This is a genomic window from Kitasatospora sp. NPDC096140, assembly GCF_040303045.1.
Classification (GTDB): Bacteria; Actinomycetota; Actinomycetes; order Streptomycetales; family Streptomycetaceae; genus Kitasatospora.
Map to the genome: position 1 here is coordinate 69353 of NZ_JBEOUW010000028.1, position 15569 is coordinate 84921.

The following is a 15569-nucleotide window of genomic DNA, read 5'->3' on the forward strand; positions in this document are numbered from 1 at the left end:
GCCTCCCCCCGGGGGGGGTGCCGGCCACTGGCGGCTGGCGACCCTTGCCGTCCGCCCGCTCGGTGCCGCCGAGCGGGCGGGCGATGAGGGTCGCCAGCCTGGAGCGCGAAGGGCCGCCGCCGCACGGACCGGCCAGAACGCGCCCCGCGAGTCCAGCGCTCGGCGTGGGTGGCGGCGCGCTCGACGTGGGCCTCGACGGCCTTGGCGGCGAGGCCGGGGTGGCGACCTGGAGGTCGATGCGCCAGCGGATGGACGCGCCTTCTGAAACGGTCCACCCGTTCGCGTACGGGTGGCTCGGATGCGTCTGCTCGCCTCGGCGGAGGGGCCCCTCGTGGCAGTACGACGGCTCTGGTGCCGGTTCGGGCGGTGGTCGGCGCGAGGCCGGGGCCTCGTCACCGGGTGGCGGCAGCCTCCGGGCGGCAGTGCCGGGAGGCCGCGCCCGGGCGCGTCACTCGACGGGGGCCTCATACCGGGCGGCGGCGGCCGCGGTGACGGAGGCTGGCTTGGACGTTGACTGCGTGTCGTGAGGATGGTGCCCGGGTGAGGGTGGTCGTTGATCTCAATCGTTGTCAGGGGTACGCGCAGTGCGCGTTCCTCGCGCCGGACGTCTTCAGGATGCACGGGGAGGAGGCACTGCTCTACGCCCCCCGGGCGGGGACTGAGCAGCGCGAGCGTCTCGCGCGGGCGGTCGCGGCGTGTCCGGTACAGGCGATCCTCGTCGACGCCGGGGACGAGGAGCAGAGCGCGTCAGTCGACGGTGAGGGCGTCGCCGGCCACGGAGGTGGTGGGCGGTGAACGGAGACGGGTGGCTGGAGCAGCTGCGGCGGGAGGGGCGCATCGTGATCGTGGGCGCCTCCCTCGCCGGGCTGAGGGCAGCGGAGACCCTGCGGGACGAGGGCTTCACGGGTTCGCTCACACTGATCGGCGACGAGCCGTGCGGCCCGTACGACCGGCCGCCGCTGTCGAAGCAGGTACTGCTGGGCATGGCGTCCGCCGAACACACTGCGTTGCCGCGACGGCGGGAGCTGGACGCGCACTGGCGGCTCGGCAACGCGGCGACCGGGCTGGACATGGCCGCGCGGCGGGTGAAGCTGGCCGACGGCGACGAGGTGGAGTACGACCGGCTGCTGATCACGACCGGGGTACGGGCCCGCCCCTGGCCGCACGCGGCCGAGGCCGCCCTGGACGGCGTGTTCGTGCTGCGCGGCCGCGACGACTCCGCCGCGCTGGAGCGCTGCCTGGCGGCGGGCCCGCGCCGGGTGCTGGTGATCGGGGCCGGGTTCACGGGTTCGGAGATCGCCTCGGCGTGCCGGGAGCGCGGTTTGGCCGTCACCGTCGCCGAGCGCGGGTCCGCGCCGCTGGTGGGCGCGCTGGGCGGGGTGATCGGCGAGGTGGCGACGCAGATGCACCTCGACGCCGGGGTCGACCTGCGGTGCTCGGTGACCGTCACCGCCCTGCAGGGCGACGCGGCGGGCCGGGTCCGCTCGGTCGCCCTGTCGGACGGTTCGACGGTCGACGCCGACGTCGTCGTCGTCTCGCTCGGCGCGATCCGCAACACCGACTGGCTCGCCGGTTCGGGGCTGGGCGCCGGTCCGCGCGGAATCGCCTGCGACGCCGGCTGCCGGGCGTTCGACGTGCGCGGCATCGTCACCGACGACGTGTTCGTGGCCGGCGACGTGGCGCGCGCGCCGCACCCGCTGTTCGGCTACCAGTTCCTCTCCCTGGAGCACTGGGGCAATGCCGTCGAACAGGCGAAGATCGCCGCGCACAACATGATCAGCGCCGCCCACGACCGGCGGCCCCACCTGTGGGTGCCGGCCTTCTGGTCGTCCCAGTTCGGGGTGAACATCAAGTCGGTCGGGGTGCCGTCGATGGGTGAGGAGATCATGGTCACCCAGGGCTCTCTCACCGGACGCCGCTTCACCGTGGTGTACGGGCACCAGGGGCGGGTGATCGGCGCGGTCACCTTCGACCACGGCCGCTGGCTCCCCTTCTACGAGGACCTGATCCAGCGCACCGCGCCCTTCCCGCCGCCGTTCCCGACCATGGACCTGCCCAAGGAGGGCGCAGGACCGCGCCCGGCCGGGTTCCCCGACCCGTCCGTGCCCACGCACGGCCCCACGGTCACCGTCAGCGGCTACTCCCCGGCCGACCGGACCGTCGCCTTCACCCCCGGCCGGGCCTGACCGGCGCCCGCCCGCCTGCCCCTGCGCCCGCCGCGTGCCGCCCGCCGCGTACCGCACGACGTGCGTGGTGACCCACCGACCCGAGGACCGCCGTGACCGACCTCTCGCTGTTGCAGCAGATCACCGACTACTCGAACCGCCACGACCCGTACCCGCTGTACGCCCGCCTGCGGGAGAAGCCGGTCCACCACGACGTGACCGGCCCGTACGCGGTCGGCGGTTACCATCTGGTGCGCGCCCTGCTCCACGATCCGCGGATCAGTTCCGAGCGCCGCTACCGGACAGTGCCGGACACGGCGGTGTCCGGGGAGCAGGGGGACGACACCGGCGGCGTGCTGCCGCCGAACTTCCTGCGGCTGGACCCGCCCGAGCACGACCGGCTGCGGGCCATCACCAACCGCCCCTTCGGCCCGCCGCACAGCCCGCACCGCGTCGACGGCATGCGCGGCGAACTGAAGACCATCGTCACCGACCTCATCGACGTCCTGGACGGCGACGAGATCGACCTGGTCGAGCGCTTCTCCTACCCGTTCCCGGTGACCGTGATCTGCCGCCTCCTGGGCATCCCCCGCGAGGACGAGAGCCGCTTCCACGGCTGGGCCGACACCCTCGTCGCCACCCTCGACCCGCTGCCCGGCCAGGACGCCACCGAGCGCGACCGCGCAGCCCAGCAGGCCCGGATCGAACTCGGCCTCTACCTGAACGGGCTGATCGAAGAACGCCGCAAGACGCCCGGCGACGACATGCTCTCCCAACTCGCCGCCGGCGACGGCCCCGAGGGACGGATGAGCAGCATGGAGGTGCTCAGCACCGCCGCCCTCCTGCTCATCGCCGGGCACGAGACCACCGTCAACCTGATCACCAACGGCATGCTCACCCTGCTGCGCCACCCGGAGGTGCTGGAGCGGCTGCGCGCCGACGCGCGGCTGGCGGTGCCGCTGGTGGAGGAGCTGCTGCGGTACGAGCCGCCGGTGCAGATGATCCCCAGCCGTACGCCGATCACCGACATCGAGGTGGCCGGCACAACCATCCCCAAGGGGGCTCCGCTCTGGCTGGTGGTGGCCGCAGGCAACCGCGACCCGAAGCGGTTCGCGGACCCGGACCGCTTCGATCCCGACCGGGTGGACATCCAGCACCTCGGCCTCGGCAGCGGCATCCACAGCTGCTTCGGCGCGCCGCTCGCCCGCCTGGAGGCGCAGCTGGCGCTGGCTGAGCTCGCCCGCCGGCTGGAGCGGCCGAGGCTGGTGGAGGACCCGCCGCCGTATCGCACCAACGCGGTGCTGCGCGGGCCCCGGCAGCTGCGGCTCGCGATCGACGGCGTGCGGCGCTGACGGGATGTCGGGCCCGACCGGCTGCTCATGGACGTCCTTCCGACCTGCCGCTGCCGGCACTCCGCAGCCACCTCGGGTCGCTCCCCGCCGCGGGTCCAGCGTGGTGAGCGTGCCTGATGCCGATGACGTCCGCCGTATCGCGCTGTGCCTCCCGGAGGACCTCATTCGCGGTGCGGTGCCCGAAGCATGAACGGGCGGAGTTGACCGCTGCCGAGCCGGAGAAGTTCCGGGTTCCCGCCCACGAGGCGTCATCCGCCTGGGTGCGCGTGCGGCTCGGAGTCCTGGAGGACGTGAACGAGTTGTACGACATCCTCGTGGACTCCTGGAAGCAGGCCGTACCGGACGGCCTCTTGGAGACCTGCCCTGGGCTGGGACCGGCGTCGGAGGGCCCGGACGAGCGAAGCCGGTGACCCGGCCGGACGGCCCACGCTCAACGTCCGCTGCGCCAACGCCAAGGAGGACTACGCCGAGACCGTCCGGCCGCGGGAGGCGTCCCCCACCAGCTGGCTGTCCGGCGGGACTGATGTGGAAGGACGCGGGAGCGGTCGGCCCCGACGACGTTACCCGCGCCCTGGTCTGCCTCATCGCGGCAGAGATCCGGCGGCTCCTGGCAGGCGGTTGTTCCCACGGTCCGTGTCCACCATGATGCTCCACTTGGCGCCGACAACGCCAGGCCGTCGCCCGACGCTGTCACTACCGACGAAGGCTGCACACGATCGAGGGGCGGTGCGCTGTGGACACTGCGGTCCTACCCGAACGGCACCGTGAAGCTCATCGACGGCTGCCCGGACGCCCTCGTACTGACCGCACCCAACACCTCCGGCGGCCAGGCCACCCTGCGGGCCTTCAACTCCTCCAACGCGGGGCAGGACTGGAAGGTCACCCAGAACAGCAGCGGCGCCTACACGATCACCAACCCCGCGAGCGGATACACCCTCGACAGCGCCTCCGTCACACCCGGCGCCGCCGTCATCGGCAACGCGGCCGGCAAGGCCAACAGCCAGAACTGGGCCGCCCTCAACTGACCGGCCCGGTGATCCGCGGACCCGTGGGGCGACTACCGGTCAACGGCCCTGACTCTGGGGGGCACCAGCGAAACCTTCATCGTGCCTGCCCAGAGCCCGCTGTCCGCCGACGTGGCCCTTGGAGGCCGTCTACCGCCGGACCCAGGCCATGAGCTCCTCAAGCGGACGCGCGATCAGGAGGAGATCAATGGCTCCCGGGGTCGGATCACTGGTGCCAGTACCGTAGCCGCCTTGCGCCAGGACGCGTTGTTCCGACGATCTTTGCCCCGAGCGGGTGTCGATGCCGAGAAGCCCCAGGGCTTCTCGGCGTTCAGCTGAAGATGGGCGGTCCCCATGCACATCACAGCGTTTCCTGCCTCGAAGACTGACCGTGCCTGTCAACACGTCGCCCACGAGAGTCCAGGATTCGCTGATCGGGAAAGCGGCGTTCGGCACCGGCGGACATCCGCCTGCCGGCTGTCCTTCCACCCTACGCCCCATCGCCGGGCCCATACCGAGAGCACGACACGGGACCAAGCCCTACCAGGAGCTCGGGCCTCCTCCGCGCAAGGGTCGTCTGGCCCGACAGTGCGGACATCCAGCTGGACTTACGGAGCGTGATCGACGCTCTCGAAGAGTACGGCAGCCCTGCACTGCCAAAGGCAACCTGAACCACCGCCCTGGGTCGAGACGAACGCTGCCCCGACTGGAAGGACGGGCTGGGCGTGCACAAACGGTACGTACGTCCGTTCTGGCACGCCCTGAAGCATGGTGAACCCGCCCGGGCCGGGCCCCTTGACCGTTCCGCCGTACGGCCGTGGCTGTGCGCTGCCGACCCGACCGGGTGTTCATGGCAGAAGTGCGTGATCCTGGATCTGAGTAGGCCATGCGGCCACGTCGTGGTCCATGCCGCCGACGCGGTGGCCGGCGGCTGACACTGCGGCCCGTCGTGCCTGAAATCGCGCGCCGAGACACGGGCGTACAGACGCGACCGGTGACCCGAGCGGAGGTCATGCGGCTGATGAACGGCATCGAGCACGAGTCGGCAGGAGCGAGGGACACGACCGAGGGCCGGGTCTTCACCGTCACCGGCGGCGACTGGGGCGAAGTGGTCGAGGCGGTCGACCGGGCCGACGACGAGCGCATCATCGTCAACATGGGCCCCCAGCACCCGTCCACCCACGGCGTGCTCCGGCTGATCCTGGAGATCGACGGAGAGACGGTGAAGGAGGCCCGCTGCGGCATCGGCTACCTCCACACCGGCATCGAGAAGAACATGGAGTTCCGCAACTGGGTCCAGGGCACCACCTTCGTGACCCGCATGGACTACCTGACCCCGCTGTTCAACGAGACCGCCTACTGCCTGGCGGTCGAGAAGCTGCTCGGGATCAGCGAGCAGGTTCCGGAGCGGGCGAGCGTGATCCGGGTGCTGATGATGGAGCTCAACCGGATCTCCTCGCACCTGGTGGCGCTGGCCGCCGGCGGGATGGAGATCGGCTCCACCACCCTGATGGTCTACGGCTTCCGGGACCGCGAGGTCGTCCTCGACATCTTCGAGCTGGTGACGGGCCTGCGCATGAACCACGGCTACGTTCGGCCTGGCGGCCTGGCGCAGGACCTGCCCCCGGGTGCGCCGGACCAGATCCGCGAGGGCGTGACGCTGCTGCGCTCGCGGATGCACGAGTACGACAAGCTCGCGACCAGGAACCCGGCCTTCAAGGCCCGGCTGGTCGACGTCGGCTTCCTGGACCTGGCCGGCTGCCTCGCCCTCGGCGCCACCGGCCCGATCCTGCGCGCCACCGGCCTGCCGCACGACCTGCGCAAGAGCGACCCGTACTGCGGCTACGAGGACTACGACTTCGAGGTCGCGATCGCGGACAGTGCCGACTCCTACGGCCGCTTCCTGATCCGGCTGGAGGAGATGAAGCAGTCGCTGCGGATCGTCGAACAGTGCTTGGACCGGCTGCGCCCGGGCCCGGTCATGGTGGCCGACAAGAAGATCGCCTGGCCCGCCCAACTGGCCGTCGGGCCGGACGGGTTGGGCAACTCCCTCGACCACATCCGCAAGATCATGGGCGAGTCCATGGAAGCGCTGATCCACCACTTCAAACTGGTGACGGAGGGCTTCCGCGTCCCCGTGGGACAGGCCTATGCGGCGGTCGAGTCCGCCAGGGGCGAATCGGGTGTGCACGTGGTCAGCGACGGCGGGACGCGCCCGTACCGGGTCCACTTCCGCGACCCGAGCTTCACCAACCTGCAGACCATGGCTGCGATGTGCGAGGGCGGGCAGGTCGCGGACGTCATCGTCTCGGTGGCGGGCATCGACCCGGTGATGGGGGGCGTGGACCGGTGAGAGCTGTCGCACCGCAGCCGCCGTCTGGGCGGCTGGAAGCAGGCGTGACGGCGAAGTCGGTTGCTTCGCGCCGATGGAGGGCTGTTCGTCAGGGCTTCTGGAGCGTCACCGGCCGGCTGCCAGGCGGCGCCGGACCGTTCTCCGCGTGGCACGGCAGGGGTAGCGGGCGCTGCCCTCGCCGCGACCGTCGGCACGGCCACCTGGCCTGGAGCGAACCGTCAGGCCTTCGGCGGGCGCTGCTGCCAGCGGAACGCCTGGCTGTCGTAGTAGTTCTGACTTTGCGTCAACTGGTCTCCGGGTCCCGGATGGTCGGCGGCGGGCCAGTGTTTCAGACCGAACAGCAGGCCGCTGGCGGCGTTGATCACCATGCCGTTGTCGCAGAGCGTCCACACCTGGTCCTTGCCTCCGTTCGCGCAGTTCTCCTGGACGAGCGGGGCACCGTCGGTCGTGCTGCCGCCGGTCCCGACGCACCGGCCGGTGCCGGTGTTCTTGATCTGCGCGCCGCCGGTGACGGGCAGCAGGATCCAGGTCTGCCCGGCGGTGCGGTTGCACGCGTGCTGGGTGAGGGCGCCGCCGGGGTCTGCCTGGGCGCACAGGCCGGTCATGCCGTTGACCATGGTCCGCGAGCCCGGCGGCGGGGTGGCGGCGGTGGCGGAAGGGATGACGGAGACGGAAGGGGTGACGGTGACGGGGGGCTGGGCCGGGGTGGGCAGGTCCTGGCTCGCGGGCACCTCCAGCGGCGCCTGGATCGGGGCGGCCGCCGGAGGATCGGCCTGCGCGGGAGTGTGCTCCGACGGTGGCGCGAGGGCGACGACGGCGAGAGCGGTCGCGCCCGCGACGGCCGTCGCCCAGGCCGCCTTGGTGGTGCCGGCGCGCGCGACGCCCGCCTTGGCGGCCGCCAGGTGGATCCCGTGCCCCGCCGCGGACGACCAGAGGGTGTGGGGGCTCCAGAGCAGGATGCCCGCGGGCAGGATCGCGCCGAGGCGGCCGTTGAGGTCGCGCAGGTCGCGTTCGGCGCGGGCGCAGTCGGCGCAGGACCGGAGGTGGCGGTCGAGGTCGCGGGCGGCCCGCTTGTCCGGTCGGCGTATCGAGGCGGCGAGCAGGGTGCCGAAGTGGCGGCACTCCTCGCCGGCGGCCTGGTCGAGGTGGGTGCGCAGGTAGGCTTCGCGCAGTCCTTCGCGGGCGCGGGCGACGAGGGAGCCGATGCCGCGGGCTGTGATGCCCAGGCGCCGGGCGGTCGCGGCGGCCGGCTCGTGTTCGACCAGGGCGTGCCACAGCACGGCCTGCCAGCGCTCGGGCAGTGAGCGGTAGGCGCGCAGGACGAGCGAACCCTCCTCGGCGGCGAGCACGGCGGCCTCGACGTCCTGGGCGGCGGGCAGGGTGTCGGCCCAGGCCTCGAAGTCGTCCGACAGTCGGGTGCGGGCGCCGTCGCGCGCCCAGTCCACCGCGGTGTGCCGGACACAGGTCAACAGGTAGGGGCGCCAGGCGTGTTCGGGCCCGCCGCCGGCGGTGACCGAGCGGTAGGTGCGGGCGAAGGCCTCGGAGGCCAGGTCGTGGGCGGTGGCGGCGTCCCGGCAGCACGTGCGGGCGTAGGCGAGGACGGCCGCGTGGTGACGGGCGAACACCTCGCCCATCACGTCCGGGACGGCCGGTCCAGCCGCGGCCGCCGGCTCGCGCAGCAATCGGGCGAGTTCGGCATCGGTCAGGTCGGTGAGATCCGTCCGAAAGGCCGTCGTCAGTACGCTCAACGCTCGCTCCGATCTGCTCGCCGAGGGGCGTTCGGGTGGGGGTGAGCGGCATCGTCGCCGCGGGGAGCCGGCGGTCGTCCCGGCCGGATAGCGGGCAAGTGTGCCACGCCCGTCGGGCCACCGGAGTCCGTGCGGCGGACACGCGGCCCGCGCGCGACGGCCCGGAGGCGCGGGACGGGCCGGCCGGGGGCGGGAGTCCTACGGAGCGGACGGTCGCCCTGTGGGCCTAGCCCTGCCTGGCTCATCCGTATACGGACCACTGGCGGGCGGGACCGACGGAAAGCCAGTCAGGTAAAGCCTTGGCAAAGTCGCGGGTCGTCGGGAGCCTGACTCGGTCTCGCCCTCAGGAACCGCGACACAGGAGGCACCACGTCATGACGACCAGTCGGCGCTCGTCCCACCGAGCCGAAGACCCGCGCACGGCAGCCCGCACGTCCCCGACCCACTCGACCGGCCGGCCCTCGGACACCGACCGGGAACCCGTCGGTGCCGCACGCCGCCCCCGGCGCGTGACGCCCGCCGTCCTCGCCGTCACCGCCGCGAGCGTTCTGACGCTCTCCACGACGGCCCTCACCACCCCGGCCGTGGCCGATCCCGGGCTGAAGAAGACCGACCGGCACGTCGTCGTCCTCGTCAACCTCGCCAACGCCCGCCTCGCGAACCCCGACGCTGACCGCGCGGACGCCCGCAGCCACTTCTTCGGCCAGACCGGATCCCTGACCTCGTACTACGCGGCCAACTCCGGAGGACTCCTCGGTGTGGTGCCCGCGAAGGACGACGGCGTCTTCGGGCCGTTCGACCTCGCCATGGACGGCTCCACCTGCGACACCGGCAAGATGGCCGAACTCGCCCGCAAGGCGCTGCCGTCCGACCTGGCCTACGACCACCTGTCGATCGTCATGCCGAGCAACAAGGCCTGCGACTGGTGGGGCCTCGGCTACCAGCCCGGAGCCGTGACCTGGTTCCAGGAGGGGGCGGTCAAGGATGTCGCCGCCATCGCCCACGAGATGGGCCACAACCTCGGCTTCGCCCACCAGGAACGCCAGGTGTGCACGCCGGGCAGCTTTACCTCCTGCACCGCCGACGGCTACAGCAGGCGGACGCCCATGGGCGCGGGCGGTGAGAAGAAGGGCCTCTCCGCTCCCGAACTGATCGCCCAGAAGTGGCTGCCGGAGCAGCAGATCACCACGCCCACCGCCACCGCCACTGTGCACCTCACACCACTGCACGCCGCCGCGAACACCGCGGGAGTGCGTGCCGTCGACCTCCCCCTCGGAAGCGGCGGCGACCGGATCGTCGTCGAGTACCGCACCCCCGACGCCGGCACCCCCGACCTCGACGTCGCGCAGGGCGTCGACGTCTACCGCGTGCCCGAGGGGAAGTACGACCACGCCGTCATGATCGGGAACGGCAAGCACGACGACAAGGCGACCACCGGCTCGTTCACCGGCACCGCGGCCCTCACCGACACCGCGACCGGCTTGTCCCTCAGCGTCACCGACGCGACCGCCACCGGAGCCGACGTCCAGATCCGGCTCGGCGCCGGCACCACCACCCCCAACCCCGGCCCCACCACGAGCGCCACACCGACCGGCCCCGGCTCCGCCCCGAGCGCCACCACCGCCAAGCCCGGCACCGGAACCACCCCGCCCCCGACCCGCACCGCCGTACCGACACCCACCCCCCAGGCGCCCTCCCCGTCCGCCGACGCGGGCGACGGCGCCGCCGACATCGGCACCACGGGCCTGCCGACCCCGCCCGCCGGCACCACCGCCGCCGGCCCCGACTCGCTCGCCCGCACCGGCGCCAAGGTCACCGTCCCCGCCCTCGCCGGCAGCGCGCTGATCCTGGCCGGCGGCACCACGGCGCTCCTCCTGCGCCGCCGCGCCCGGCAGCGCAGGCACTGACCGGGCCCCGCCCGCTCCGAGAAGACCGACGGCGGACCGCCGACCGGCCACGGCCCTCCGGGGCCAGCGGCCGCGGTCCGCCGTCGGGCCCCACGGCCGCCGCCCTGGCGGCCGCCGTCCCCGGCGAAGCGCCCCTTCGTCGGATCGGATCAGCAACCGCTCATCCCAGGATCGAGGCAGTCCGTGTCAGAACCAGCCGCCGACCTGCGCCCGGACACCGAGCACAGCCGCCGGTCGGCAGCCCGAACGCTCACGACCCGTCACCACGACGCCGTCCTCGCCTACGCGCGGCGGCTGTGCCGGCACGACCGGGCCGCGCACGACCGGGCCGCGCACGACCGGGCCGCGCACGACCGGGCCGCGCGCGAACTCGCCGACGAGGTGTTCGCCGTCACCCTCGACGCGGCACGCTCCGGGGCGGGCCTTCGACGACTCGCTCCAGTTGCCGCCGCCGATCCCGAAGAACGAGACGCCGATGCTGCCGCCGAACTGGACGACCTGCTGGCGTAGTTCGCCTGGGACGTGCCGTACTGCTCCTCGGGGGCGATCGCGTTCGCGACCTCGCTGATCGACCGGTTCTGGTCGGTCGTGGCGGACAGCGTGTCGGCCTCGGCGGTGGTCTCGGTGCCGGTGGCCTTGGTGGAACGCTGCCAGTCGACGACCGCGACCTCGGTGCTCTGGCCGGGCGCGAGCGCGAGGCCGTGCAGAAGCCGGCCTAACGTGACGCCCGGGGCCGACCAGCTCTGCTCCGTCGTGACGATCATGCCCTCGGCCGGGCGGTCGTGGAACGGCAGGTTCTCCTCACCGAGGCCGATCGCGCCGGTCAGCTTGCGCGCAGGCTTCGCCCCGGGGATGTCGGTGACCACGACCGAGCGGTAACGGACGCTCTCCGTGGGGTAGTTGCCTTTGGTGGGGAGCAGGTCCTTCGGCGTCGCGCCGTCGAGCGCCGCCTTGTCCACCTCGATCTTGGGCGACGCACTCGTCGGACCCGTCGTGTCGTCGTCGTACTCGTGGGAGCCGTAGCGCTTCCCGAGGTAGACGTTGGCGTGGTGGGGCCGCCAGGACGTGGAGCGCCTGACCCAAGGGCGAATGACGCCTTCCGGATGGGCACCCCGGCTCATCGTCGCCAGGCGCGTCGCCCGCCCCGCGGCTCCGCCCGCCCGGAGTGAAGGGGTCAGGGTGTGGCTCCGATGGGGACGGCCATGGCCGCGGCTTCGCTTGCGTCGGTGGGCAGCGTGGCTTCGGAACGGCGCAGGTCGAGCACGATGAGGACGGCTGCGGCGACCCCCAGGTAGACGAGCAGGGTGGTCAGTGCCTGGCCGGTGCCGTGGCCGTCGAAGTAGATCGTGTGGTGCAGCAGGATGTAGGCGTTGCGGGGCGGCAGGTAGGGTCCGAGGTCACGCCAGAACGCGGGCAGGTACGGCACTCCGGTGGCGCCGCCTGACGACGGGTTCCCGAACAGGATGATCACGACGATCGTCAGCAGGGTGCCGATGGGCCCGAGCAGCTTCTGCAGGATCGCGGCGACGAAGGCGACGACGGCGACGATCAGGGCGCAGATGGGCCAGGTGATCCAGAACTTGCTGCTGGGGAAGCCCTCCAGCCAGTAGCAGACGATCAGGTCGACGACCAGGCCGCTCACGACGGCGAAGCCGGCGAGCTGGGCGGCGCGCCAGCGGCCCGCGGCCCGGCCGGTCCGGGCCAGGAGCAGGGTGGAACTCATGTATCCGCCGATGAGCAGGGGGACCAGCATGAGTCCCTGGACCAGTCCGAACGGGTCCTTGGCCGCCAGCGGCGTCGGGGCGTACTGCTGGACCGTCAGCGGCTGGCCGGTGGCCTTCGCCGCTTCCTCGAACCGCACCGCGAGATCGAGCGGCGCCAGGTCGCTCATGGACGGCACCACGACCAGGGTCTGCGTGGTGCCCGTGGAGATCAGCGCGCCGAAGATCCGCGCTTCGTCCATGGCGGTCTTCGCGGCGGTTTCGTTCTCGTACTGGGTGACCTTCAGTGAGATGTTCTTCTGAGCTGCGGGCAGGACGGGCGAGGATCCGACGGCGCCGAACGGCAGGTCGGTGGCCTTGGGGGCGTGGCCCGCGCTCATGTAGGTGGTGGCGAACAGGCTTTGCATGACGGCGCAGATGCCCAGCGCCACGAGCATGCCGATCAGGGCCCGTCGGCGCCCTGGCGGGTCCGCCGCAGGGCCTGTCGCGGGGCCCGCCGGCGGGGGCGCCCCGGCGTCCTGGTGGCCGGCCCGCGCGGCCGCGCGGGCCGGGCGGATGCGCCCGTACCAGGCGATGACGGCGGTTCCGAGGAGGGCGTAGAGGAACAGGACGACGAGCGGGGTGGAGATGTTCCTCCCGCCGAAGTAGAGCACGTGGTTGATCAGGGTGATGGCGCTCTGCGCAGGGAAGACCACTCCGATGTTGCGCCAGTAGACGGGCAGCAGGTAGGTGCCGAGCCCGCCGGCCGGGGGTCCGCCGACCACGATGAACAGCACCGCCACGAGCATGGTGCCGATCTTGCCCACCATGGCCTGCAGCGCGGCAGCGGCCAGCGTCACCGCCGAGGTGATGAGCCAGAAACACGGGAGCAGTGGCCAGAAGTGGCTGCTGGAGTACGCACCGATCCCCAATCCGGCGATCAGGTCGGTCAGCAGGGCGCCCACCAGCGCGTACCCGACCAGGATGGCTGCGCGCCACGGCGCGGCGGCCACGCCGTGGGCCGCCTTGAAGACCAGCACGGCCGCCAGGTATCCGCCGATCAGCAGGGGGAGGAGCAACAGCGACCCCACTGCGCCGACCGGGTCGCTGGAGGCGAGCGGCGCGACGGTCTGCACCGTCAGCGGCCGGTCCAGTCTGCGTGCCGCCGCTTCGAACGCCGGCTCCAGTTCGGTCTGGGCGAAGAAGCTCTTCGCCGGGACGATGACCAGCGTGTCGCTCGAACCGTCGCTGATGTACCCGCCGTACAACTCGCCCCGGTCGGCTGCGTCCGTCACGGCCGACTGACTCGGGTAGGAGGTCAGGTCCAGTCCCAGCTTCGACGCCACTTCGGCGACGACGGGCGAGGGCGCTCCGGCCACGCCGAACGGCATGTTCCGCGGCACGAGCAGCTGCTGGGCACTGACGAGACACAGCACGAACAGGGCCTGGGCGACGAGCACCAGCCCCAACGTGAAGACGATCTTCGCAGTGACACTTCGCCCGTCCGCAGCCGAAGCAGCCCGAGCCGGTCGTTCCGCCATGCCTGTCCTCCCGCCGGGCATCGTCGAGGGCACCGAGGCAGACTCCTGCGCTCGCGACCGGCGTCCCTGTGTCCTGTGCCGTGGCTGTGGGAACCCGCGGGTATTCGCACCGGGGTGGGTCCCCCACGTCACGCAGTCGGCCTGCCTCGGCTCGGCGTGACTGAGGTGACGTCAGCCCGAGGCCCTTCCGAAGGCAATCACGACACATGCCCGATCAAGCGGCAACTCGGACGGCGCCCGACGGTGACGTGACGTGTCCGGCCTATCCGAGGCTGGGATCTGGACGGCTGGCGGGGCACCCACCGGTTCCCGCCTGAAAGTCAGGACCATGTCTGTGCATGCTCGGGGCATGGCAGGCCTGCACGCGATGCGCCAATCGGGGAAGGGCTCCTCTTGGGAGGGCGGACGGCGCCCCGCACCTACGTGACCTGATCACAGGAGATGTCGCAGCGGCATGCGGTGCGCAGCTGCCGCCCAGGTGAGCCGGTCGAGCGACAGGCTCGGGCTCGGCTGCTCGTCCCGGCCGGGTGACGCGCGTCACACCCGGCTCCTGTCAGCAATCGGGGCGCCGTCTCGTTCAAGGGGTCCGCGAACGAGACAGGAGCAACGCCATGAAGCACCGCATCGTCGTCCTCGGCGCCGGCTACGCCGGGGCCTTCGCGGCCGGTAACCTGGCCCGACGGCTCTCGCCCGCCGACACCGAGATCACCGTCGTCAACGCCGTGCCCGACTTCGTCGAGCGGATGCGGCTCCACCAGCTCGCGAGCGGCCAGGACGTCGCGTTCCGCAAGCTCGCCGACGTCTTCGCCGGCACCGGGGTACGGCTGCGCCTGGCGCGCGTCACCGGTATCGACCCCGAGCGCAGCGCCGTCGCCCTGACCGGCGAGGGCGGCGAGCTCGCGTACGACACGCTTCTTTACGCGCTCGGCAGCTCCGTGGCCGACCACGGCGTCCCCGGCGTGGCCGAGTACGCCTTCGACGTGACCGGCCTGTCCTCTGCGCTGCGCCTGCGCGAGCGCCTTGCCCGACTGGGCGCGGGCGGCACCGTGCTGGTCGTCGGCGAGGGGCTGACCGGCATCGAGACCGCCACCGAGTTCGCCGAGTCGCGGCCCGACCTCTCGGTCGCGCTCGTCGCCCGCGGCGGGCTGGGCGCCTGGCTCTCCCCGAAGGCCCGCCAGCACCTGCACCGGTCCTTCGACCGGCTGGGAATCGTCGTCCACGAGCACACCACTGTCCGGGCCGTCGAGCCTGCCCGGGCGATCACCGCCAACGGTAGGTCCGTCCCGGCCGACGTGACCGTGTGGGCGGCCGGGTTCGCCGTGCGCCCCATCGCCGCCGCCAGCGGCCTGGAGGTCGCCGAGACCGGCCAGGTCGTCGTCGACCGCACCATGCGCTCGATCTCGCACCCCGACGTCTACGCCGCCGGCGACTGCGCCTACGCGATCGGCGACAACGGCCGGCCGCTGCCGATGTCCTGCGCCTCGGCCGGTTTCACCACCATGCAGGCGACCGCCGCGATCATCGCGCGCCTGACGGACGCTGTGGTTCCGACCCTCGGACTGAAGTACTACGGCAACCACATCAGCCTGGGGCGGCGGGACGCCATCTTCCAGATGGTGGACGGGGACGTCCGGTCGAAGTCCTGGTACCTGGGCGGCCGGACCGCCGCGCGGCTCAAGGCGGGTGTTCTCACGGGGTCCGGGTGGAGCATCGCCCACCCGACCTTCGGCATGCCGAAGCGCCGCCGTCACCTGGCCACTGCGCCCGACCGGGCCGGGGTGAAGGGCGCCGCATAGGCT

At 72.3% G+C, this 15569-nt stretch carries 10 protein-coding genes and 2 pseudogenes; 8 read left to right on the top strand and 4 right to left on the bottom strand.

The genetic code is table 11. The annotated features are described in order from the left end of the window. Positions 1 to 149: 149 nt before the first annotated feature. A pseudogene (locus tag ABT048_RS26680) lies at positions 150 to 244 on the bottom strand (exodeoxyribonuclease III); the annotation flags it as partial. Between the two features lie 296 nt (positions 245 to 540). Between ABT048_RS26680 and ABT048_RS26685 the strand changes: the two are divergent. The 6 genes and pseudogenes from ABT048_RS26685 (at position 541) to ABT048_RS26710 (ending at position 6874) form a co-directional block, all read left to right on the top strand. Then, positions 541 to 795: a ferredoxin gene (locus ABT048_RS26685; RefSeq protein WP_350524039.1), complete on the top strand. Its 255-nt coding sequence runs from the start codon at positions 541 to 543 to the stop codon at positions 793 to 795. Further along, positions 792 to 2186: an NAD(P)/FAD-dependent oxidoreductase gene (locus ABT048_RS26690; RefSeq protein WP_350524040.1), complete on the top strand. Its 1395-nt coding sequence runs from the start codon at positions 792 to 794 to the stop codon at positions 2184 to 2186. Before ABT048_RS26685 ends, ABT048_RS26690 begins: the two co-directional genes overlap by 4 nt. A gap of 92 nt (positions 2187 to 2278) precedes the next feature. Further along, positions 2279 to 3517: a cytochrome P450 gene (locus tag ABT048_RS26695; RefSeq protein ID WP_350524041.1), complete on the top strand. Its 1239-nt coding sequence runs from the start codon at positions 2279 to 2281 to the stop codon at positions 3515 to 3517. A 158-nt stretch (positions 3518 to 3675) separates the two neighbouring features. After that, positions 3676 to 3927: pseudogene (locus ABT048_RS26700) on the top strand (MmcQ/YjbR family DNA-binding protein); the annotation flags it as partial. Between the two features lie 330 nt (positions 3928 to 4257). Further along, complete coding sequence (locus tag ABT048_RS26705; protein WP_350524077.1) at positions 4258 to 4542, top strand: RICIN domain-containing protein; 285 nt, start codon at positions 4258 to 4260, stop codon at positions 4540 to 4542. 1000 nt (positions 4543 to 5542) lie between these two features. Beyond that, positions 5543 to 6874: an NADH-quinone oxidoreductase subunit D gene (locus ABT048_RS26710; RefSeq protein WP_350524078.1), complete on the top strand. Its 1332-nt coding sequence runs from the start codon at positions 5543 to 5545 to the stop codon at positions 6872 to 6874. A 218-nt stretch (positions 6875 to 7092) separates the two neighbouring features. On the opposite strand, the gene ABT048_RS26715 is transcribed toward ABT048_RS26710, so the two are convergent. Further along, entirely contained in the window at positions 7093 to 8622 is a 1530-nt protein-coding gene (locus tag ABT048_RS26715; protein WP_350524042.1) for a sigma-70 family RNA polymerase sigma factor, read from the bottom strand. A gap of 374 nt (positions 8623 to 8996) precedes the next feature. Here ABT048_RS26715 and ABT048_RS26720 point away from each other — a divergent pair, with 374 nt between their 5' ends. After that, on the top strand, positions 8997 to 10529 hold the full coding sequence (locus tag ABT048_RS26720) for a metallopeptidase domain-containing protein (protein ID WP_350524043.1): 1533 nt from the start codon (positions 8997 to 8999) through the stop codon (positions 10527 to 10529). A gap of 281 nt (positions 10530 to 10810) precedes the next feature. Here the strand turns inward: ABT048_RS26720 and ABT048_RS26725 are convergent, their stop codons facing one another. Both ABT048_RS26725 and ABT048_RS26730 read right to left on the bottom strand, forming a co-directional pair. Then, entirely contained in the window at positions 10811 to 11650 is an 840-nt protein-coding gene (locus ABT048_RS26725) for a hypothetical protein (RefSeq protein ID WP_350524044.1), read from the bottom strand. A 53-nt stretch (positions 11651 to 11703) separates the two neighbouring features. Next, on the bottom strand, positions 11704 to 13698 hold the full coding sequence (locus ABT048_RS26730) for a hypothetical protein (RefSeq protein WP_350524045.1): 1995 nt from the start codon (positions 13696 to 13698) through the stop codon (positions 11704 to 11706). A gap of 683 nt (positions 13699 to 14381) precedes the next feature. Here ABT048_RS26730 and ABT048_RS26735 point away from each other — a divergent pair. After that, entirely contained in the window at positions 14382 to 15566 is a 1185-nt protein-coding gene (locus tag ABT048_RS26735; protein WP_350524046.1) for an NAD(P)/FAD-dependent oxidoreductase, read from the top strand. Positions 15567 to 15569 lie beyond the last annotated feature (3 nt).